Raw genomic sequence first — 22,362 nt, 5'->3', positions numbered from 1 at the left:
TAATCTAAACGAATTCATCATATAATGACTTTAAAAACAAAAGCATTCCTATACCAATTATTGTGCTTCGCCGCTTTGTTTATTCTTGTGCGCTTTTTAGTAGCTGCTTACACTAACCTGCAAGGATTCTGGATTCCGTTAACGGCATTTGTGGTAGGTACAATACTTTCGCCTCAATTTCAAGCTATAAAAACGAATGACGGGGAAAAACTTTTTATGAAGTGGATTTTCATGAAAGGAATCAAGCAACTAAAATAGCTATTCTTCCTTTTTCTTTTCTTCCTCCACTTTAGGAAGGTTTTGCTTTTTGTAGATCGGAATGAAGTAGCTTATGGTGTAATTAAATCCTACGCCAAAATCACCATCATACGTCCTGTTAAAACCAGGAATATACAAATTATCAAAGTCGCTAGGCTTTTTATTTGAGACCAAACGATTCATGCGAAGCGTAAAGCCCATGAAAAGGTTGTCGAACACTTCTGCTTTTACGCCGGCAACGAATTCTATCCAATGAGCCGAAAGTCCATTGTATTTGCGAGATACGGTAACCACATCCGTTTCGTCAAAATAAGGATTAGGGTTATAGATGGTGTAGCTGTTCAATTCTTGAGAAAACGAGCTTACGCCATAGCGCATGCCAAGCGTAATCATGTTTTCCATGTCCAGCCAGTTTTTGTAGATGTTGTAGTCAAAACCTGCCTTGAAATACGTTCCTTTTGTCGTAAAGTTTAATTGAGGCTCGTCTGTCGTCTTGTTTTCATTACCGATTTCGCCAGCAATATAGATTTTTTGCGTCAGGCGGTAATCTCCCGTAATTTCAAAACCCTTATAATCTTTATCGTAGATCGATCTTGCTATTTTATACAGATCGGCTCCGACACGCAAGCCATAGCGCTCGGTCTTTGGAACAATCGTATCGGGTTTCTTTTCTTGAGCAGCAGCGGATAATGAAATCAGCACTAAAGCCAGATTAAAAATAGATTTTAATGTGTATTTCATTTTCGGTTTCTATATTAGGTGTTTCGACAATAATATTGTTGATCCATTTATTACTGTCAACGGCATTTGGCTCTTGAATAGGACTTCCTGTTAGGTCAAAATTAGTCTTATAACCGCAAGCTCTGGAAACGTAGATTTCTTTAGTCGTATAATTGAAGGTAATCTTGTCTGCGTTCCGGATAGCAGGATTTGTACTGGTCGAATTTAGCGTAAGCGTATATTCTGTTGTCTCGCCATTGATTTTTAGAGGCAGTCCTATTTTGTTGGAATTCGCCAAATAACGATTAGGGTCAGTCGATAGCAGGATGTCATTGAAAACAACTCCGTTTGGCGATCCATCCACAGCTACAGCTTTTAGGTTGGTTACCGTTTTTAAGACCGAAGGATTGTCTTTTTCGTAAAATTCGATAATCAATCTAGGAGTAGTGGGAGTGGTACCCGAACAAATATCGTCCTTCTCGCATCCGAAAAAACAAACGGCTATAAAAAGTGACGCAATTATAGTGTGGAATTTCTTCATCAATTTTATCTTTTTTCCAAAAGTACAACATTTTCAACGTGATGCGTCTGCGGGAACATATCCACAGGGCGAACTTTTGCAACTTTATAGAATTGGTCCATCAAAGCCAGATCGCGTGCCTGGGTTGCCGAGCTGCAGCTCACGTAAACGATCCTGTCTGGAGCAATTTTTAAGATCTGTTGGATCACGTCTTTGTGCATCCCGTCTCTTGGAGGATCGGTAATAATCACATCAGGCTTGCCATGTTGGGCGATAAAAGCTTCGTTAAAGACAACTTTCATATCGCCGACGAAGAACTCGCAATTCGTAATATTATTACGCTTTGCATTTTCTTTAGCATCGGCAATCGCTTCAGGAACAGCCTCGACACCAATTACTTTTTTTGCTTTTTTAGAGACAAATTGAGCAATGGTTCCTGTTCCCGTATATAAATCATACACCAGTTCGTTTCCTGTCAATCCAGCAAAATCACGTGTGATTTTATACAGTTCGTACGCTTGGTCTGAATTGGTCTGGTAAAAAGATTTGGCATTAATGCTGAACTTTAGCCCTTCCATTTCTTCCAGGATATAATCTCTCCCTTTGTAAAGAATTACGTTTTGGTCGTAAATCGTATCGTTTGGCTTGCCATTGATAACATACTGCAGCGACACGATATTTGGGAATTTTTCCAAAAGGAAATCCAATAAGGCTTCTCTTTGTTCTTTGTTCTCTTCAAAAAACTGAATCAATACCATGATTTCTCCTGTGGAAGCCGTACGAATCATCAACGTACGCAAAAGGCCTTCGTGGTTTCTCGGATTAAAAAAAGCAAGGTTGTGCTCGTTTGCATAATCACGAATCGAATTACGGATGGCATTGGACGGATCTTCTTGCAGATGGCATTCCGTGATGTCCAAAATCTTGTCCCACATTTTTGGAATGTGGAAGCCAAGGGCATTTCGATTTCCTAAATCTTCATCGCTTTCGATTTCTTTGTCTGTCAGCCAACGCGCATTCGAAAAAGAAAATTCCATCTTATTTCTGTAGAAAAACTGCTTTTCAGAACCTAAAATCGGTTCGAATTCTGGCAGTTCTATCTTGCCGATTCTTTTTAAATGGTTGAAGACTTCGTTGTTTTTGTAGAACAGCTGCTTTTCATACGTCATGTTTTGCCATTTACAGCCTCCGCAAGCTCCAAAATGCTGGCAGACTGGTTCGATCCTGTCTTCAGAAAATTCATGAAAGGCTATGGCCTTTCCTTCATAATACGCCTTTCTTTTCTTGAAAGTCTGTACGTCTACCACATCGCCGGGCACTACATTCGGAATAAAAATTACTTTTCCGTCTGGTGCTTTTGCAACTGAAACTCCTTTAGCGCCTGCATCCAGCACCTTTATATTCTCAAAAACGATCTTGTCTGTCTTCTTTCTTCCCATACGGCAAAAATAAGCGATTGTTCTGTTTTTTGAATTGAAATTAAGAAAATTTTTCCATTGCTATTTGAGACCTTGCACAAGCTTGTTTTTTCATAAATTTGAGAGGAATTTAAAAGACAAAAAGCTATGAAATCTCATCTTGCTCTTCTTCGCGGAATCAATGTCAGCGGTCAAAAACTGATTAAAATGGAAGCTTTAAGAAAAGCTATGGAAGATAATGGTTATCAAAATGTTAAAACATATATACAGAGTGGAAATATTTTGTTTGATTCTTTAGAAAATTCTCCTGAAGCGGTAGAAAATCAAATCCATGACCTTATCGAAAAGTATTTTGGATTTGATGTTTCCGTTGTCGTTATCAACCAAGAAACTTTGGAATCGGTTTCTAAAAATAATCCCTACCTGAAAGAAAAAGAGATCGATTTGAAAAAGCTGTATATTACTTTTTTAGGTTCTAAGCCTGCCAAAGAAAATATAGAACTGCTCAAAAAAGCCAATTTTGAACCCGATGAAATTATTATTAAAGACCGTATTGTTTTTATGAAATACAACAATCCGGCTGGGAATTCCAAGCTTACGAACAAGCTGATCGAAAGCAAGCTCAAAGTAAAGGCAACGGCCAGAAATTGGAATACTACGTTAAAGCTGTTGCAACTGTTTCAAGAAAGAGACAGTGCTTAGATTCTTTTGTTAAAGTTTATGAAATTTAATTCCTTTCCGCTTTTGCTTTTCGTAATTTTAGGTAAAACAAATCTATAACAGTTATGAAAAGAAACGCTACAGCAGTCTGGGAAGGCTCATTAAAAGAAGGAAACGGAAAGATTTCTACACAAAGCACAGTTTTGAGCAATGCACAATATTCATTCAAAACCCGTTTTGAACAAGGAAATGGCACTAATCCCGAAGAATTGATTGCGGCAGCGCATGCAGGCTGTTTTACAATGCAATTGACGGCTTATCTAAACGAAGCAGGATTTACAGTGGCATCCATCGAAACCAAATGCGATGTTGATTTCCAAGACGGAAGCGTTGTCGGATCACACTTGTCGGTTTTGGCAAGAGTCGATGATATTTCAACAGATAAGTTTCAAGAATTGGTAAAAAAAGCAGAGACAACTTGTCCGATTTCACGATTGCTGAATACGAAAATCACATCAAATGCTACTTTGGTACTTCCTTGATAAATAGCGTATTTAAAACTATATGAATCCCATTTTTGCATCTGAAAAGTCAGTTGGAGAAATGGGATTTCCGTTTGTATTCGTTTACTACAACGATTGAAAATCAATTTAGATTCACTAATTTTGCAATGCGATATGGATGATTTCTCTCCACAAGAAGGAATTGATTTTTGAAGAATTAAAATACTTTCACAATGTCAGTTTTAGAAAAAAACAATGCTTCTGAAGCCATTTCTTTAGAAGATAAATTCGGCGCACACAATTACCATCCGCTTCCTGTAGTTTTAAGCAAGGGAGAAGGCGTATATGTTTGGGATACGGAAGGAAAAAGATACTATGATTTCCTTTCGGCTTATTCTGCGGTAAACCAAGGACACTGCCATCCAAAAATTATAGGAGCTTTAGTAAATCAGGCACAAACCTTGACACTGACTTCAAGGGCTTTTTACAATGACAAGCTAGGGAAATACGAAGAATTTGTAACTCAATATTTCGGATTTGATAAAGTATTGCCGATGAATACGGGAGCAGAAGCAGTCGAGACAGCTATCAAGCTTTGTAGGAAATGGGCTTACGAAAAGAATGGAATTCCAGAAAACGAAGCGCAGATTATCGTATGTGATGGGAATTTCCATGGAAGAACTACCACGATTATCTCTTTTTCAAATGATGAAAATGCGCGCAAAAACTTTGGTCCTTACACTGCTGGCTTTATCAGTATTGCTTACGATGATTTAGAAGCTTTAGAAAATGTGCTGATAACTCAGAAAAATGTAGCTGGCTTTTTAGTAGAGCCAATTCAAGGAGAAGCGGGTGTTTACGTACCATCGGAAGGTTATCTAGCGAAATCAAAAGCGCTTTGCGAAAAACATAACGTACTGTTTATTGCAGATGAAGTGCAGACAGGAATTGCCAGAACAGGAAAATTATTGGCTGTTCACCATGAAAATGTACAGCCAGATATCTTGATATTAGGAAAAGCATTGTCAGGAGGCGCCTATCCAGTTTCGGCAGTATTGGCCAATGATGACATCATGAATGTAATCAAGCCAGGACAGCACGGTTCTACTTTTGGAGGAAATCCTATAGCGGCTGCAGTTGCTATTGCGGCATTAGAAGTTGTAAAAGAAGAAAAACTGGCTGAGAATGCGACTCGTCTTGGGAATATTTTCCGTGAAAAGCTAGGCGAGTATATCAAGACTAGTACTATTGCGACGTTAGTTAGAGGAAAAGGATTGCTGAATGCCGTTGTAATTAATGATACAGAAGAAAGCGACACGGCTTGGAATATCTGCATGTCGTTACGTGATAACGGACTTTTGGCGAAGCCTACGCATGGCAATATTATTCGTTTTGCGCCACCTTTGGTCATGAACGAAGAACAGCTCTTGGATTGCGTTTCGATTATCATCAAGACGCTCAAAGAATTTGAGAAATAGAAATTAAAAAAGCCGCTGTAAAGCGGCTTTTTTGTTATTGGTTCTTCGTGATAATTATAATTATTTCTGTTGGATCTGGCGAATCCATTCTTGCTGCATCTCTTGTATTCCTTCTGGTCCGATAGCCACATAGAAATAAATGTTTACAATCAGATAAATTGCACTCAACGCGATTCCGATATACGCAAGAATTTTTCCTGTATTGATATTCGAATAGTTAGAATACAACTCTGGGTTTTCCAGATAAAGCTTTGTGTCTTTTTTTGCCAGCACGATTGCTATGATACCTAGAATCAGACCGATTACGCCATAACAACAGCAAGTAAGGATTGATAAGATTCCAAGAATAAGAACGGCTTGAGCATTAGGTAATTTTTGTTTTTCCATAAGAGTAAAGAGGTTTTAGTTATTAGCTGGTTATTTTGTAAATGTAAGAAATTACCATTATTGTAGCATTGATTATAGCTAAAGAAATTATTAATTTATGATAATTTCTTGTCTTATCGATAAAATTCAGCCCTAAAACCATGAAAAACAAGATTGTAGTGTAAATGGCTGGAAACATATGGAAGGCATCGACAAACTCACCTTTTAAGATCAAGGCCAGGGCTCTTTGCGTACCGCATCCGAGGCAGTCTATTCCGAAAATTTTCTTGTTCATGCAGGGAATCATGTATTCTTCCATGGTCGTATAGATTTGATTGTACAATTTTACGAAAAAAGCATAAAGTTTGTTCTTAACCAGATAATTATTTTTAAAGTTTACTACTTTTGGCAGACTACAATTAAAATTGTTATGAAAAAAATATATGTTCCAATAATGGCCCTTGCTGGAGTTTTTGCTTTATACGAGCAGAGCAAGCCGCATCCCAATGTGTATATTATGATTCTTGCAATCATCATTTTCATGTATGGAATGATGAGGCTGACAGCCAAAATGCCAAGTAAAAACCAAGATAATTCTGATGATGATGTTAGCTAAAGGAGATAGGGTGACGGTGCTCGATGAAGCAGTTAATGGTGTTGTTCTATCAGTTAAAAATAACGAAGTAACGATAGAAACCGATGATGGATTTCAATTGACATATTTTGTCAATGAATTGGTTAAAATTCAGAATTCCAGTGATTTGAATTTTGGAATCGGAAGTCATAATTTAAGTCAGGTTTTAAAAGAGAAGGAAATTCCAAAACCAAGAAGTTTTGTAAAAGAAAAGAAACCAAAAGACGAAAGAGCTGCTCCAGAATTTGATTTGCACATTGAAAAACTAGTTCCCAACAAAAGAGGAATGTCCAATTATGATATCCTGACGTTACAGACTGAAACGGCAAAAAGACATATTGAATTTGCGATCAAGAACAGGATACCGAAAATTGTTTTTATACACGGCGTCGGTGAAGGTGTCTTAAAATCGGAACTCGATTTTTTGCTGGGTCGTTACGATGAAATTGTTTTTCAAGATGCCGATTACCAAAAATATGGTTTAGGTGCTACAGAAGTTTATATCAAGCAGAATCCTAATAGATAACAAAAAAGCCCAATAAATTTTATTGGGCTTTTTTGTTTTTTTTTGTATCGAAGACTAATTTGCCGTCCTATAATCTCCAAACGTTTGAATGCTTTGTACAAAGGTATTGTTTGTAGCTCCGACTCTTTTGTATTTTACATTCGTAAGCGTAATCGTGTGGACAAGATTTGAGCCGTCTACTAAAGTTTCGATCTTAATTTCACCAGTCGCTGGGATAATGCCATTGCTGGCCACTCCATCTTCAGCTTGCCATTCTTCATACAAAGTAGGCAATCCTGCGCCATCTGTACTGCATAAAGAGGTAGGCGTAACATCTCCTCCATATATTCTATAAGTAAGCTGATTGGTGTCGTTTACCAAATAAGTTGCTAAACCTGCTGGTCCTTGAAAAACAGAAGCAGGAAGATTCAGTATTATCACCTCGTTGAGATTTTGTTTGTTTTCTGCATTTCCCACATTGGAATCAAATATTTTAAACAATCTGCCATCTGTACATTTTTGGATAGGTGTTGCGCCAAAAGCAAAAGTAATATTTGATTTAGTTTGGTATTTCCCGAAAATATATTCAGTATAGGTTACCGTTCCGCTACTCGCATTCGACAAGGTAATGTCTCTAAAAACAATAGAGTGGTCATATTTTGCTGCTTCAATAGTAGTCGTATTATCTACAGGGGTTGTTTTGATTTCTATTTTGCCACTAGATTGATCTGCAGTGCTCCATTCGTCGATGACATTAGGAGATACAGGAGGAATCAAGGAGCAAAAATAATCAGTTGGAACTTCGCCGTTAAAAACGCGATAAATAATCTTATTTGCTGCTGAAATTTGCAGATTGCTGGTTCCTTCTAGATTTCTGAAAGGAAAAACGTTTGTCGGAAATTTTATCAATAAGGCTTCATTTTCGTTTAGCTTAAAAACAGAGTTCAATACCTCGCCATTTGTTGAGCAATTCGCTGCTGTCGCATTGCTAAAATCGAAGGAATCAAAAGTCAGGTCGCCATCATCGCAGGCACTTAATAAAAACAAGCAAGAGAGTATTCCAAAATACTTTTTCATTTCAATAGAATTTATAGCAAAAATAGTTTTTTTTATTATTCTGACAGACTACATTAATTTTTATTTAAGCTTCGGAATAGAATGCTTAAAATCGAATATGTTCTTATATTTGGAAAGCAAATCACTAAACCGTGAAATTTAAAACCCTACAGATTCTATTATTTTGTCTTTTCTCATTGTGTTCTCAGGCACAAGAACTTCTACCTTTTGTTGAAAATTTTACCAAGTCTGATTATAATGGAGACAATCAGGTATGGAATGTAACCCAAGGAGAAGATAATGCCATGTACTTTGCAAACAACCATTATTTTTTGCGGTACAATGGTGTCAAATGGGAAAAGTATGCGCTTCCGAACAAGACCGTAATCCGCTCTATATTTATTGATGGAGACAGAGTCTATTCAGGTTCCTATAAAGAATTTGGCTATTGGAAAAGAATCAACGGTAAGATGAAATATTTTTCGCTCACCAACGGCAAAAATATTTTCTATGGCAGTTCCGATAACGAAGAGATATGGAAAATCTTTAAGTACAAAGGCAAGTTGTATTTCCAGACGTTTAATGAAATTTTTATTTATGACGGAAATACGATTAAAAAAGTAGAATTCCCTTCTCAAGTTTCCTATTGCTATCTGGTCGATGATGAGATTTATGTCGCGACTGTTCGTGAAGGTATCTATATTATGAAAGGAACCCAATTCATCAAGAAAAAGAATTGGGAAATCCTGGAAGAAAATGTAATCCATAATATTGAAAAGCATCACGGACAGGTTTACATCTTTACAAAAAATAAAGGTGTTTTTGTCGTAGTAAACGATAAGCTAGTTCCTTGGAATCATCCGTTAAATTCTGTGGTCAAGAGCGAGGTATTGGTTTCGGCAAAATTTGTAGATGACAATACCCTGGTTATAGGAAGCGGCTTGCAGGGGCTCTACATCATAAATCTAAATAATAACAGTTATAAGAACCTGAACAGGCAGAACGCGCTTAAAAATAACGCGATATTGTCTATCGGTATCGATAAGGAAAAAGATTTGTGGCTTGGGTTGGATAACGGAATCTGCCATGTAGAAATTAACTCTCCGCTTCGCGTGTTTTCTGATAATTCGGGTATTTTGGGTTCGGTATATTCGCTTTCAACCATAAACGACGGCTATCTTTTTGTGACCAATCATGGAATTTTCACCTGCAAAAATAAAATGCTGGAAGTCTTGCCCAATTCGCAAGGTCAGGTGTGGGATATCTATAAAAGAGACAACGAATTTATCATTGGCCACAACGACGGAACTTTTTTATACGATGGAAGGACGGCACGTCTGCAAAAAGTGAGTCAGGTAAATGGGGGGTGGAAATTCCTGAAAGGCGAATTTGAGAACGTGTATTTTCAGGGGAATTATGCCGGAATTGTTGTTTATGAAGACACAAACGACTTGTCGAAATTCAAATTCTTGGATGGGCTAAAAAAACCAATCAAAAACATTGCGCAAAATAAGCCAGGAGAATTATGGGCAGCAGACAATTACAGGAGCTTATATAGGATTACCTATAATAAAGACTTCAGCGTCAAAAAGGTCGAAAATATTTCACAGCTTAATAACATAAAAAACGATTACGGCGTCAAGCTTTTTAGCTACAAAAACGAAATACTTTTTTTGATTGACAATTATTGGTATGTGTACAATTCTATTTCAGGAAAGTTGGTAAAAGACGAGCTTTTTAATGCTTCTTTTAAAAATATATCAGATATAATACCTATTGATGACGAAAATTTCCTTGTATTAAAAAATGGCCTTTTATATGTTGTTTCTCAAGTAAAAAATGAATTTGTATGGGAGCTGATTCCGGAAAAGTATTATGAAGGGCGAATCATCATCGAAAATATAAAAGTATATAAAGATGGTGATCAGTATCTGATGAACTTGGACGACGGCTTTATTTCGTTCCAGATCAACAAAAGCAAAAGAAAAATACAAGGCATCTACGCAGAAGCCTATTATCAAGGCAATCTTATTGATGAAAATACGCGCATCAAATACAACCAATCTGTTGAAGTTAATGTGATAACGGAATATTTGGGATACAATCGTCCAGATTTGTTTTACAAGCTAAACGATTCTAACGGATTTATTCCAATAAAAAAAGGACATCTTATTCTGAATAATTTGAGCAGCGGCACCCAAGAGCTTGAATTTTATTATAATGACGGTAAAAAATTTGTAAAAGTCGCCTCTTATAATTTTAATGTCAGAAAGCCTTGGTATTTTTCTGTCTGGATGATAGTGTTTTACGTGCTTATTATTTCCGGCAGTTTCTTTCTCTATTATAGGTGGAATAAGATCAGGTATCTGGAAAAGATCAAGCTAAAAGAAGAAGAGTTGAAGCACCAAAAAGAAATCCTCGAGCTGGAACTGAATACAGAGAATAAGCTGAAACTTCAGGAATATGAAAAGCACATTTTAGAAATTGAAGTGCAAAACAAAGCCTATGAAGTAGCCGGCAAGTCGCTTTCTATTGCCAAGCAAAGCGAAATGATCGACAGTATTCAGGAAATTCTTGAAACAGAGACAGATGTCAACCAGATCAAAAGTAAGATCAAAAAGTCAATCAAGATCAATGCCCTGAATAAAAATGAATGGGAAAGCTTTGAACATAACTTGATGCAAAGCCATGAAGAATTCGTTCACAAGCTGTCTAATAAATTTCCAGTGCTTACTTCAAAAGATATTAAGCTTTGCATTTATCTTAAGATGAATTTATCTTCCAAAGAAATCGCTCCATTGATGAATATCTCGTTTCGAGGGGTGGAGCTACATCGTTATCGATTAAGAAAGAAATTAGGTCTTACTTCCGATGATAATCTTTCTAAGTTTATGATTAATATATAAGAAAGACCTGTTTTTTAATAATAATAAAATATTGGCGTAATATTTTTATTAAATAACAACACATCAATACTACATCATTAACCGTTTTTAATGCCTCTTTAAATGTAGTGTCTTTTTTTATAAAACATTGTTATTCAGTTTTTTATTTTCTTTTTAAGTGAAAATGATGTATTCATGTAGTGACTTTCATAAGTTTACTACAACGTTGTAATTCGTTACTTTGGTATCACTAACTTTTAACAAAATATAAACAAATGAAAAACTTTATTTTCGGGGTATTCGTACTTCTTTTTTTTCAGGGACATCTCCATGCCCAGGATATAAAAGGTAAGGTACTGGATGAAAATGGAATTCCGCTCCCAGGAGTTAACATTTTAAGTTCTACATCAAGTTCGGTTTCAGATTTTGATGGAAATTTTTCAATTAATGCTAAAGAAGGCGAGCCCATTACCTTTACATTTTTGGGCTACGTAAGCCAGACAGTAAATGCGGCGGCTAACATGAGCGTGTCCATGAAAGTAGCAAGCACAGAACTTTCAGAAGTGGTGGTCGTAGGTTACGGCACACAGAAAAAGACAGACCTGACCAGCGCTATTTCTACAATCAAATCAGACCAGATTTCAAAGCAGCCGGCATACAATGCCTTGCAATCTATACAAGGTAAGGCCGCGGGTGTAAACATCATAGCAAATGATGCACCTGGTGCTACACCAACAATTATCATCAGAGGTCTAGGTACTGCGGAATCAGGAAGATCGCCAATGTTTGTGGTAGACGGTGTCATCACAGGAAGCATTGCCAATCTGAATCCAAACGACATTGAGTCTTTTGATATCATGAAAGATGCAGCTTCTTCTGCTATTTACGGATCGAATGCTGCCAATGGAGTCGTATTTATTACAACTAAAAAAGGAAAACAAGGAAAGACTACTATTAAGGTAAATTCTTTCTATGGCGCAAAATCGACATTGAATCCTGTAAAAATGGCCAATTCAAGCCAATACGTTACTTTCTTTAATGAAAAACAAGCGGCGATTGGTTCTCCAGACAGACTTAACCTTAACCAGCCATACAACACGGATTGGTATGATGAATTGACAGGTGTAAGCTTTTCACAAAGCAATGATATCTCTTTTTCTGGAGGATCAGAAAATGCAACTTACTACTTCAGCTTCAATAATTATACTGAAGACGGACTTTTAGAAGGACATGAAGCTTCTAGAAATACGTTGAGATCTAGTAATACACTTAAAGCGATTGATGGAAAATTAAAAATCACTCAGAATTTCAGTGCTTCTTTCTCAAAATCGACTCCTAAACCGTACGGTTCTTTTACTGAAGCTTACAAGCAAGCTCCGGTTGTTCCAGTTTACTATCCTGATGGAAGATTTGCACAAAGCTTCTGGAATAGAACTACAGGAGAAGTAGGGTATATCATAGGGCCTGGAGAAACAGGAGGAAGATTGAATTCGATTGGTAACCCAGTTGCAAATGCTTTCTACCAAAATGAAAAAAACAAAATGGTTGAGCTTCAAGGATTGATTCAAGCTGACTATACTATTGTAGAAGGACTTACGGCTACTTCTAGATTTGGAGCTACTAAGTCGTATTCAAAAACAAGAATTTTCAACGACGTTAGAGGCAGATGGCTTACAGCAGATCCAATCCGAACTAGTGCTCAATTTGCGGCGAATGCTGCATCAAATCCAGGTGTTGTGGACTGGGCTAACAACTCTCTTTCTTATAAAGATGTTGAAAGCTTCCGATACAACTGGGATACTTACTTGACTTTCAACAAATCATTCGGAAAGCATAACCTTAATGCTACGGCTGGTGTGACTCAAGAAAGAAAGAACGATATTTATGAGTCGTACATGCAAGGATTCAACGTTCCTGAACAAGAACAATATTGGAACATCAACTTAGCTTCTGCTGATTACAGAAAAGTAGCGAATCAATTCTACTCAACTCCAACACAAGTATTGTCTTATTTTGGAAGATTGCAGTATAATTTCGACGAGAGATACTATATCTCTGGAACAATCAGAAGAGATGGTAACAGTATCTTCAAGCAAAATTCAAAATACTGGGGTACTTTCCCTTCTGTAAGTGCAGGATGGGTATTGACTAACGAAAGCTTCTTAAGCGATGTGAAAAATCTAGATTTCCTTAAGCTTAGAGTAGGATATGGTGAAGTAGGAAATGCGAACGTTCCTTTTAACGCAACAACAATCAATACTTCTCCTGGAACAGATGGTGGCGCAGGTATTAACAATAACAACTACGTATTCGGACCTAACCAAGACTTAGTTTTTGGTGCCAGTTCAGGAACTCCTGTAACCGATTTGACTTGGGAGGTTACTAAAGAAATCAATGCAGGTCTTGACTTCGAATTGCTTGACAGAAGATTATCAGGAAGCTTTGACTACTACAACAGGCTGAACACAAATGCAATCCTTAACATAACGCCATTATTAAACTCTCCAAACGAACTTAATTATTTTGATCACGGAGGAGAAGTTAGAAATGAAGGATATGAGCTAGCGCTTAACTGGAAAGATAATATTTCAGATGATTTCTCTTATAGCATCGGAGTAAATTATGCTAGAAATAAAAACACGCTTGAAAGTGTTAAGCCAGCTTATGACGGAATGACAGGAGGAAGCCTTGGTGACGGACAAATCACAAAAAGAATCCAAGAAGGACAGCCTTTATATTCTTGGTGGTTGCTAGAAGCTGACGGCGTTTGGCAGACTCAAGCCGAAATTGATGCTAATCCACACATCGGATCGCCAGCACCTGGGCACTTACGCTACAAAGATCAAAACAACGATGGTGTGATTGACGATAGAGATAAAAAATTCTTCGGTTCATACATTCCAAAATTCAGCTACGGTATCAACATCAACTTGATGTACAAAAACTTCGATTTATCTGTAGATGGATTCGGAGTAGGCGGAAACAAAGTTTATAACGGACTAAAAGGAAAACGCATCGATGGTGGTGAAAATATCGCAGAAGATACTTTCAACGGTCGTTGGACAGGTCCAGGATCAACAAACACAAATCCTGGTGCAAATAGAGATGCGCTATCTTCAAGCTACTTCCTAGAAGACGGTGACTACTTTAGAATCAATAACATTACGTTAGGATATACTTTCAAAGACATGTTTAAGATTTCTAGACTTAGAATTTACGGAACGGCACAAAATCCTTTCCTATTTACTAAATATTCAGGATTCACACCAGAACTTAACAACAGTGGTGTTCCTAGAGAAACTGCAGGAATTGAAGTAGATGCCTATCCAAATATCAAGACATTCATTTTTGGTGTAAACATTGAATTTTAAGAAAAAATACTATGAAAATAAATTATAAAAAAATAGCTTGCCTCACTTTTGCTTTTGCCGTATTAGTGGGATGTGACGATTTCCTTGATGTTGATTCAAGAGAAAACGTGACAGAAGAGGATAGCAACCAGAACTTTGAGCCGGTGCAGTTTGTCAACGGTATCTACGGGATGATGACCAGCTGGGATTATGCTTTCTCATATTTAGGAATTACTGAGATTATTTCTGATAATGCCGATAAAGGCAGCTCGCCTGGAGATCCAGGAGGAGATAAAGGATTGCTTGACGGACTTACGTTCACGGCTACGGCAGGTTCTGTCGAAGCCATGTGGACAAACTGGTACAAAGCGATCGGCCGTGCTTCTTACTCAATAAATTATACCGAAAATTACGGACTTACTGATGTTGCCTACAAAAACAGGCTTATTGGTGAAGCTAAATTTCTTAGAGCGTACCACTACTTTTTCTTGGTAAGAGCTTTCGGTGACGTGCCTTTGCAACATGTCGATTTAATCGTAAGAGCTCCAAAAGACCAAGTTTATGATTTTATTGAGCAAGACTTGCTTGAAGCGATTCAAGTATTGCCAGAGAAAAGCGAATATGCGCCAGCCGATTTAGGAAGAGCTACCAAAGGTGCTGCAAAAGCCTTATTAGCTAAAGTATATCTTTATCAAAAAGACTGGCAGAATGCGTATGAGTACGCTGATGAAGTAATCACTTCTGGAGAATACGGTCTTGAGCCTGATTATGCACAAATTTGGAGAGCCAATACAGAAAACGGTGTAGAGTCCATTTTTGAAGTTCAAGCTCGTGGTGTAGCATTAGCGCATGGTGTTCAGCAATATTCTGAAACACAGGGAGCTAGAGGCCCAAGCGGCTGGGGCTGGGGATTCAATACACCATCTCAAAACCTTTTAGACGCTTTTAATGCCGAAGGCGATGTGATCAGAAGAGATGCGACAATCATTTTCAGAGGAGAAACCTTGTATGATGGACGTGAAGTAAGCAATGCTGTAGAAAACCCGATGTATAATGAAAAAGCTTACTCTAGCGCAAATGCAGGCGCAGGAGACGGCGATAAAAACATCAGAGTATTGAGACTTGCAGAAATATATTTGATTCGCGCAGAAGCCGCTAATGAATTAAATAACCAAGACGTAGCCTTGTCTTCATTGAAAGAAGTTCGTGATAGAGTAAACTTAGGCGAAATCACTACGAGAGACCAAGCTTTGTTGAGAACCCTCATCTGGAAAGAAAGAAGACTAGAATTGGCTTTTGAACACGACAGATGGTTTGACTTAGTAAGGACTGGCCAAGCAGCACAAGCTATGCAAGCAAACGGCAAGCCGTTCGAAGTTGGAAAACACGAATTATTTCCAATACCAAACGCTCAATTAATACAAACACCAGCGATGGGACAAAACCTGAATTGGTAATTTAAACCCGATTAATGAAATACCTTCTTTTCATATTTTTAATAATTACAAGTTGTGGTTCAAACGAATCGTCTCCAAAAGGAGACGATTCGCCCACACCTTCAACTCCAACACCATTAACCGATGAGCAATTGGTTGATGTAGTGGAAAAACAAACGTTCAAATACTTTTGGGATTTTGCAGAGCCGAATTCAAAGCTCGCAAGAGAAAGATACCATCCTGATGGCAATTACCCAGAAAATGATTCCAATGTCGTAACAACTGGAGGTTCAGGTTTTGGCCTGATGTCTATCATTGCGGCAACTTCAAGAAATTATGTTTCCAGAAGCGAAGCAGTATCTCGATTAAATACCATTGCTGATTTTCTTGCTAATGCCGACAGATTCCATGGAGCGTGGCCTCATTGGATGGACGGCAACACGGGGCGTGTCAAGCCTTTCGGACAAAAAGATAACGGCGGCGATTTAGTGGAAACTGCATTTTTATGCCAAGGTATTATCTGCGTTCGTGAATTTTTCAAAAACGGTTCCGAAGAAGAAAAAGCATTGGCCCAAAAATTTGACAATCTATGGAAAGGTGTGGATTGGAATTGGTACAGAAACAATCAAAATGTCTTGTATTGGCATTGGTCGCCTGACTATGCTTGGGAAATGAATTTTCCTTTAGAAGGCTACAACGAATGCCTGATTACTTATGTGCTAGCCAGTGCTTCGCCAACACATTCGATAGCGCCAACGGCCTACCATCAAGGTTGGGCAAGAAATGGAGGTATCGTTTCTGCAGCTACAAAATACGGAATTCCTTTATTGCTGAAGCACAACGGTGCGGAGCAGGCTGGAGGTCCTTTATTTTGGGCACACTATTCGTATTTAGGATTAGATCCTACACAATTGACAGACCAATATGCAAATTATTGGAATGTGAATGTAAACCACACTAAAATTAATTACCAGCACTGTGTTGAAAATGCTGGAAATTTTGCAGGATACGGCCCTAATTATTGGGGACTGACAGCATCGTATTCTAGAAATCCAAATGGAAGCATAGGATATAATGCGCACATGCCAAGCAATGATATAGGAGTAATTTCTCCGACAGCCGCTATAAGCTCGATCGTGTATACTCCGGCAGAATCATTGGCCGCAATGCGAAATTTTTATGAAAATTATAGCGGACAGCTATGGGGTCCGGCAGGTTTTTATGATGCCCACAGCAAACATTACAATTGGACGGCAAACAGATACCTTGCAATTGATCAAGGGCCTATTGTCGTTATGCTTGAAAATTACCGCTCAGGCTTGCTCTGGAATCTATTCATGAATGCTCCAGAAGTACGCCAAGGCTTATTAAATCTTGGATTTCATTCCGGAAAATACGGATTTTAAAAGATGAGAATAACGTTAGCTTTATTAGGTTTATTGGTTTCCGGTAGTTCTTTTGCGCAGAAAGACATTACCGGAACCATTACAACCGAAATTATTCAAAAGAATAAATTGAACTATGCATTGCATATTCCGAAAAATACAAAAGAAAAGAAACCGCTGCTCGTTTTTCTGCACGGTTCTGGAGAAAGAGGCTCAGATATTGAAAAAGTAAAAGTACACGGCCCTTTCAAATATTTAAAAAATAATGAATTAGATAGTTACGTTCTTGCGCCTCAATGTCCTGAAAATGAATATTGGGATGCAGAAGTCTTATATAAATTGATACAAAAAGTCCAAAAAGAAAACAATATCGACCCGAGCCGTATCTACCTCACAGGTTTGAGTATGGGAGCTTGGGGAGCATGGAACTTGGCATTTTTGCATCCAGAAATGTTTGCCGCTCTTGTTCCTATTGCCGGTTTTGTGGATAGAGTTCCGATGATGGAAAATTGCAAGATTCAAGACATACCAACGCGAATCTTTCATGGATTGGTAGATGATGTAGTCGATGTGAATTATTCTATCGCAATCTATAAAAAGCTAAAATCGTGCAGCAAAGATATCGAGCTGACCATTTTTGACGATGCCAATCACGACAGTTGGACCAGAGTATACGACAACAAAGAAATTTATGAATGGATAATGAAACAGCATAAACAATAAACAAATTTCCCAAATAAATAGCATAATGAAATTCAAAGCAGTATTACTATTATTATTAGCAAGTTCCCTTACGGTAAACGCCCAAAAGGATAAGAAAAAAAGCCAGATTAAGCCAAGGAAAGAATTCATTTCTGAACTTATGGCCAAAATGACCATTGATGAAAAAATAGGACAGTTGGTTCAATTTACAGCAGATGGTACTATCACCGGACCTGTTTCCGGAGATAATTATATAGAGCAAATTAAAAAAGGTAATGTCGGTTCTATTTTGAACGCGACAACTGTTAAGTATACGGCCGAGCTTCAAAAGATGAATCTTGAAAATTCAAGACTTAAAATTCCGTTGCTTTTTGGCTATGATGTCATCCATGGTTACAGAACTATTTTTCCGATAACTTTAGGAGAATCGGCTTCATGGGACTTAAAAGCGGTTGAGCTTTCAGCTAAAATTGCAGCGGCCGAAGCTGCAGCAGGAGGTGTACACTGGACATTTGCTCCAATGGTGGATATCGCTCGTGACCCGCGTTGGGGAAGAGTTTCAGAAGGCGCTGGCGAAGATACGTACCTAGGTTCAAAATTAGCGTTTGCAAGAGTAAGAGGTTTTCAAGGAACCGACCTTTCTTTAAATAATACAATTTTAGCCTGTACGAAACACTTCGCTGCTTATGGAGCTGCAGAAGCCGGACGTGATTACAATACAGTAGATATGTCAGAAAGAGTGTTGAGAGAAACCTATCTGCCTCCATTTAAAGCAACTGTTGATGCTGGTGTTAGGACTTTCATGACATCATTCAATGAAATTTCTGGCGTTCCAGCTACAGGAAACAAATTCTTGGTTAACGGAATTCTTAAAGACGAATGGAAATTTGACGGTTTCGTAGTGACAGATTATACAGGAATGAACGAAATGATTCCGCACGGATTCGCAAAAGATGAAAAGCATGCCGGAGAATTGGCTTTAAACGCTGGTGTCGATATGGACATGGTGGGCGGCATCTATATGAAACAATTGAAAAAATCATTGTCGGAAGGGAAAGTTACTGAAGCTCAAATCAATGATGCCTGCCGTAGAATCTTGGAAGCCAAATACGATCTAGGTCTTTTTGAAGATCCGTACAGATATAACGATGCAAAAAGAGAAAAAGAAGTCATCTACAAAAAAGAATATCTAGATGCGGCGTTGGACGTAGCTAACAAATCGTTAGTGTTGCTGAAAAACAACAACAATGTACTTCCGTTGAAAAAAGAACAAAAAGTAGCTTTTGTCGGACCTTTGGTAAGCGATGAGTTTAACATTATTGGTTCTTGGGCGGCTTCTGGCGACAGAAACGGATTTGCAGTGAGCGTTGAAGAAGGCGTAAACAAAATCATCACGGACAAGAGCAAAATCAGTTTTGCAAAAGGTGTAGAGATTGTTGATGCAAAAAGAGACATGATCCAGAATGCGATTAACAATGCCAAAAATGCAGATGTTATTGTAGCCGTGATGGGTGAATTCGAAAACATGAGCGGCGAAGCAGCTTCTCGTACCAATATTGATTTGCCAGGAATCCAAAAAGAATTTCTAGCAGAATTGAAAAAATTAGGCAAACCAATCGTTTTGGTATTATTAAACGGAAGACCGCTGACCTTAGAATGGGAAGACAAAAACATGGATGCAATCCTAGAAGCTTGGTGGCCTGGAACAAGAGGTGGCGATGCCATTGCTCAAACACTTTATGGAATCAACAACCCAAGCGGCAAATTGCCAATGACTTTCCCTAGAAATGTGGGTCAGATTCCAATCTATTACAACCATAAAAATACTGGACGTCCTTATTTGGGAACAGCAGATAACGAGCAGAAATACAAATCCCGTTACATCGACGTAGACAATTCTCCTTTATATGAATTCGGATATGGCTTGAGCTATACAAAATTCAGCTATTCTAATTTTAAAGTATCTTCCAACCAAATCAATTTCAACCAAAAATTAAAAGCTACCGTTGAAGTAGCAAATACAGGAAATTATGATGGAGAAGAAGTAGTCCAACTATACATCCATGATAAAGTCGGTTCCGTGACTAGGCCAGTAAAAGAACTAAAAGGTTTCCAAAAAATCTTCTTGAAAAAAGGAGAAAAGAAAACTGTAGAATTTGAAATTTCTGCTGAAGACTTGAAATTTTACGGAATCGATATGCAATTTGCTGCAGAACCTGGCGACTTTGAAGTTTTTGTCGGAGGTACTTCTGCAACAACTATGAAATTAGAGTTTGAGTTAGTTAAATAATTTTTTTTGTGAGTTTTGAAATGGCCCTTTAGAGAAACCTAAAGGGCTTTTTTCTAAAAAATCAATTAGCTGCTTTTAGATAAATTATATAGTATGAAAAACACCCTTACCTTATGCCTTCTCCTTTTGGCTGGAATCCTAAACGCCCAGACAATTCAATCTCCTTCCAAAGAAATTTCGGTAGCATTTAAACTGACTGCCGAAGGAAAACCATCGTATTCAGTAACCTACAAAAACAAGCAAGTCGTAAATGAAAGCTTATTAGGAATTGCATTGAAAGATATCGAAGCTTTAGACACAGGATTCACCATAACAAATACCCAAAATAAAAGTGTCAACGAAAGCTGGGAGCCCGTTCTTGGCGAGCAGTCGACAATCCAAAACAAATACAACCAAACCACTTTTTCGCTGGTTCAAAAAGATACAGGAAGAAGATTAGATATTGTCTTTAAGGTTTATGACGAAGGCGTTGCCTTTCGATATGAATTTCCAAAACAGGAAAAACTCAACTATTTTATTATTTCTGATGAAAAGACAGAATTTAACTTGACAGGCAATCACAAAGTTTTCTGGATTCCTGGCGATTACGATAGCCAAGAATATGTTTACAACGAGACAAAATTATCAGAAATTGACAATGACAAGCTAAATCTCAATAATGGTATTGCCGTCAAATCGATTGGAGGAAGATATGTCGTGCAGTCGCCATTGATGATGAAATCGGCTGACAATCTTTATCTCAATATTTTTGAAGCCGCTGTGGTCAATTATCCAGTCATGCACTTAGATGTCAATGTTGCCAATTATAAGATGAAATCACATTTGGTACCGAATGCTATCGGTGATAAAGCCTATCTTCAAACGCCGGCAGTTTCGCCTTGGAGAACGATTATGGTCAGCGATGACGCAAGAGATATTGTCAGTTCCAAAATGATTTTGAACCTGAACGAGCCTTCAAAAATTGACGATACGTCTTGGATCAAACCGATGAAATACGTTGGTGTTTGGTGGGAAATGCACGTCGGAATCTCTACTTGGGATTTGAGCGGTACGCAAGATGCTTCGCAAAAGAGTGTTGGCAAAAAACCACACGGAGCCACTACTGAAAACACAAAAAGATACATCGATTTTGCAGCAAAGCATGGTTTTGATGGCGTTTTGGTCGAAGGCTGGAATATAGGCTGGGAAGACTGGTTCGGGAATTGGAAAGAAGAAGTGTTTGACTTTACGACGCCTTATCCAGATTTTAATATTCAAGAAATCAGTGATTATGCAAAGTCTAAAAAAGTAAAAATGATCATGCACCATGAAACTTCGGGTTCTGTTGCTAATTACGAAAGACGCTTGGATAGAGCCTATAACGTTATGAAAAAATACGGCTATCCGGCGGTAAAAACAGGATATGTCGGAAAAATTATTCCAAGAGGAGAATTTCATGACGGACAGGCAATGGTAAATCATTTCAACTATGTACCGCAAAGAGCCGCGGAATATAAGGTTATGGTCAACTCTCACGAATCTTCTCGTCCAACAGGCGTAAGCAGGACATGGCCGAATTATATCGCAGCAGAAGCAGCAAGAGGTAATGAATTCAACGGTTGGAGTGTCGGAAATCCGCCTGTACATGAAACTATACTTCCTTTCACGAGGTTATTAGGTGGCCCGATGGATTATACGCCTGGAGTTTTCGAAATCAAGATGAGTCATTACGATCCGAATAAAAAAGAGCAGGTCCATACGACTTTAGCTAAGCAATTAGCATTGTACATAACGATGTATTCTCCGTTGCAAATGGCTTCCGATTTGCCACAAAATTATGAGAAGTATTCCGATGCTTTTCAGTTCATCAAAGACGTGGCCTTAGATTGGGACGAAAGCAAATACCTTGAAGCTGAACCTGGAGATTACTTAACCATTGCCAGAAAAGCAAAAGGAACCGAAAATTGGTTTGTTGGAGCCATTACAGATGAAAATCCTAGGAATACAACAATTTCACTTGATTTCTTAACGCCAGGAAAAAAATACAAGGCGACCATTTATCAAGATGGAAAGACAGCCCATTGGGAGAAAAACCCGATCAATTACGAAATCAAGACTATCGAAGTTACCTCAAAAAGCAAGCTGAAACTGAATTTAGCTGCAGGCGGAGGAACAGCTATCAGTATTTTTCCAGCAAAATAAGCCAGACATAAAATC

Annotated in this window: 19 protein-coding genes; 13 read left to right on the top strand and 6 right to left on the bottom strand. The window is 38.1% G+C overall.

Translation table 11 applies throughout. The features are described 5' to 3' along the window. Positions 1-24: 24 nt before the first annotated feature. Entirely contained in the window at positions 25-258 is a 234-nt protein-coding gene (locus OLM56_RS14800) for a hypothetical protein (RefSeq protein WP_121374564.1), read from the top strand. On the opposite strand, the gene OLM56_RS14795 is transcribed toward OLM56_RS14800, so the two are convergent. From OLM56_RS14795 to rlmD, 3 genes are read right to left on the bottom strand one after another with little or no spacing between them, the layout of a single operon-like run. Further along, positions 259-999: a DUF6048 family protein gene (locus tag OLM56_RS14795; RefSeq protein ID WP_121374563.1), complete on the bottom strand. Its 741-nt coding sequence runs from the start codon at positions 997-999 to the stop codon at positions 259-261. After that, on the bottom strand, positions 971-1,519 hold the full coding sequence (locus OLM56_RS14790; protein ID WP_264527526.1) for a DUF6452 family protein: 549 nt from the start codon (positions 1,517-1,519) through the stop codon (positions 971-973). The genes OLM56_RS14795 and OLM56_RS14790 overlap by 29 nt, the downstream gene beginning before the upstream one ends. A gap of 5 nt (positions 1,520-1,524) precedes the next feature. Next, positions 1,525-2,937, bottom strand: a complete 1,413-nt coding sequence (rlmD, locus tag OLM56_RS14785) for a 23S rRNA (uracil(1939)-C(5))-methyltransferase RlmD (RefSeq protein ID WP_264527525.1) — start codon at positions 2,935-2,937, stop codon at positions 1,525-1,527. A 126-nt stretch (positions 2,938-3,063) separates the two neighbouring features. Here rlmD and OLM56_RS14780 point away from each other — a divergent pair, with 126 nt between their 5' ends. The 3 genes from OLM56_RS14780 to rocD all read left to right on the top strand — a co-directional run bounded on the left by OLM56_RS14780 (position 3,064) and on the right by rocD (position 5,557). Then, positions 3,064-3,618: a DUF1697 domain-containing protein gene (locus tag OLM56_RS14780; protein WP_264527524.1), complete on the top strand. Its 555-nt coding sequence runs from the start codon at positions 3,064-3,066 to the stop codon at positions 3,616-3,618. An 83-nt stretch (positions 3,619-3,701) separates the two neighbouring features. Then, entirely contained in the window at positions 3,702-4,118 is a 417-nt protein-coding gene (locus OLM56_RS14775) for an OsmC family protein (RefSeq protein WP_182492226.1), read from the top strand. A 194-nt stretch (positions 4,119-4,312) separates the two neighbouring features. Further along, the gene (gene rocD, locus OLM56_RS14770; RefSeq protein WP_264527523.1) at positions 4,313-5,557 is read left to right on the top strand and encodes an ornithine--oxo-acid transaminase; all 1,245 of its coding nucleotides are present in this window, start codon (positions 4,313-4,315) and stop codon (positions 5,555-5,557) included. A 60-nt stretch (positions 5,558-5,617) separates the two neighbouring features. Here the strand turns inward: rocD and OLM56_RS14765 are convergent, their stop codons facing one another. Together OLM56_RS14765 and OLM56_RS14760 are read right to left on the bottom strand one after the other, a co-directional pair. Continuing rightward, the gene (locus tag OLM56_RS14765; protein WP_121374557.1) at positions 5,618-5,944 is read right to left on the bottom strand and encodes a CCC motif membrane protein; all 327 of its coding nucleotides are present in this window, start codon (positions 5,942-5,944) and stop codon (positions 5,618-5,620) included. Between the two features lie 22 nt (positions 5,945-5,966). Further along, on the bottom strand, positions 5,967-6,242 hold the full coding sequence (locus OLM56_RS14760) for a DUF2752 domain-containing protein (protein ID WP_121374556.1): 276 nt from the start codon (positions 6,240-6,242) through the stop codon (positions 5,967-5,969). Between the two features lie 111 nt (positions 6,243-6,353). Between OLM56_RS14760 and OLM56_RS14755 the strand changes: the two genes are divergently transcribed. Both OLM56_RS14755 and OLM56_RS14750 read left to right on the top strand, forming a co-directional pair. After that, the gene (locus tag OLM56_RS14755; protein ID WP_264527522.1) at positions 6,354-6,539 is read left to right on the top strand and encodes a hypothetical protein; all 186 of its coding nucleotides are present in this window, start codon (positions 6,354-6,356) and stop codon (positions 6,537-6,539) included. After that, positions 6,529-7,083 (top strand): Smr/MutS family protein, encoded by a 555-nt coding sequence (locus OLM56_RS14750; RefSeq protein WP_121374555.1) that lies wholly within the window; start codon positions 6,529-6,531, stop codon positions 7,081-7,083. The genes OLM56_RS14755 and OLM56_RS14750 overlap by 11 nt, the downstream gene beginning before the upstream one ends. A 54-nt stretch (positions 7,084-7,137) precedes the next feature. Here the strand turns inward: OLM56_RS14750 and OLM56_RS14745 are convergent, their stop codons facing one another. After that, on the bottom strand, positions 7,138-8,139 hold the full coding sequence (locus OLM56_RS14745) for a hypothetical protein (protein ID WP_264527521.1): 1,002 nt from the start codon (positions 8,137-8,139) through the stop codon (positions 7,138-7,140). Between the two features lie 131 nt (positions 8,140-8,270). On the opposite strand from OLM56_RS14745, the gene OLM56_RS14740 reads away from it, so the two are divergent. The 7 genes from OLM56_RS14740 to OLM56_RS14710 all read left to right on the top strand — a co-directional run bounded on the left by OLM56_RS14740 (position 8,271) and on the right by OLM56_RS14710 (position 22,347). Continuing rightward, the gene (locus OLM56_RS14740; RefSeq protein WP_264527520.1) at positions 8,271-11,024 is read left to right on the top strand and encodes a LuxR C-terminal-related transcriptional regulator; all 2,754 of its coding nucleotides are present in this window, start codon (positions 8,271-8,273) and stop codon (positions 11,022-11,024) included. A 254-nt stretch (positions 11,025-11,278) separates the two neighbouring features. After that, the gene (locus OLM56_RS14735) at positions 11,279-14,374 is read left to right on the top strand and encodes a SusC/RagA family TonB-linked outer membrane protein (RefSeq protein ID WP_121374552.1); all 3,096 of its coding nucleotides are present in this window, start codon (positions 11,279-11,281) and stop codon (positions 14,372-14,374) included. An 11-nt stretch (positions 14,375-14,385) separates the two neighbouring features. Continuing rightward, a complete protein-coding gene (locus tag OLM56_RS14730; RefSeq protein WP_121374551.1) occupies positions 14,386-15,810 on the top strand; it encodes a RagB/SusD family nutrient uptake outer membrane protein in 1,425 nt (474 codons plus the stop codon). Positions 15,811-15,824: 14 nt separating this feature from the next. Then, a complete protein-coding gene (locus OLM56_RS14725; RefSeq protein WP_121374550.1) occupies positions 15,825-17,195 on the top strand; it encodes a glucoamylase family protein in 1,371 nt (456 codons plus the stop codon). A 3-nt stretch (positions 17,196-17,198) separates the two neighbouring features. Beyond that, a complete protein-coding gene (locus OLM56_RS14720; protein ID WP_264527519.1) occupies positions 17,199-17,897 on the top strand; it encodes a prolyl oligopeptidase family serine peptidase in 699 nt (232 codons plus the stop codon). A 25-nt stretch (positions 17,898-17,922) separates the two neighbouring features. Beyond that, positions 17,923-20,166 carry a glycoside hydrolase family 3 N-terminal domain-containing protein gene (locus tag OLM56_RS14715; RefSeq protein WP_264527518.1) on the top strand — a complete coding sequence of 748 codons (2,244 nt, stop codon included), beginning with the start codon at positions 17,923-17,925 and terminating at the stop codon, positions 20,164-20,166. A 93-nt stretch (positions 20,167-20,259) separates the two neighbouring features. After that, a complete protein-coding gene (locus OLM56_RS14710) occupies positions 20,260-22,347 on the top strand; it encodes a glycoside hydrolase family 97 protein (protein WP_264527517.1) in 2,088 nt (695 codons plus the stop codon). Positions 22,348-22,362: the final 15 nt, after the last annotated feature.

Origin of the sequence: Flavobacterium sp. N2550, from assembly GCF_025947265.1 — a bacterium.
GTDB lineage: Bacteria > Bacteroidota > Bacteroidia > Flavobacteriales > Flavobacteriaceae > Flavobacterium > Flavobacterium endophyticum.
This window is presented reverse-complemented; position numbering and strand designations above follow the sequence as displayed.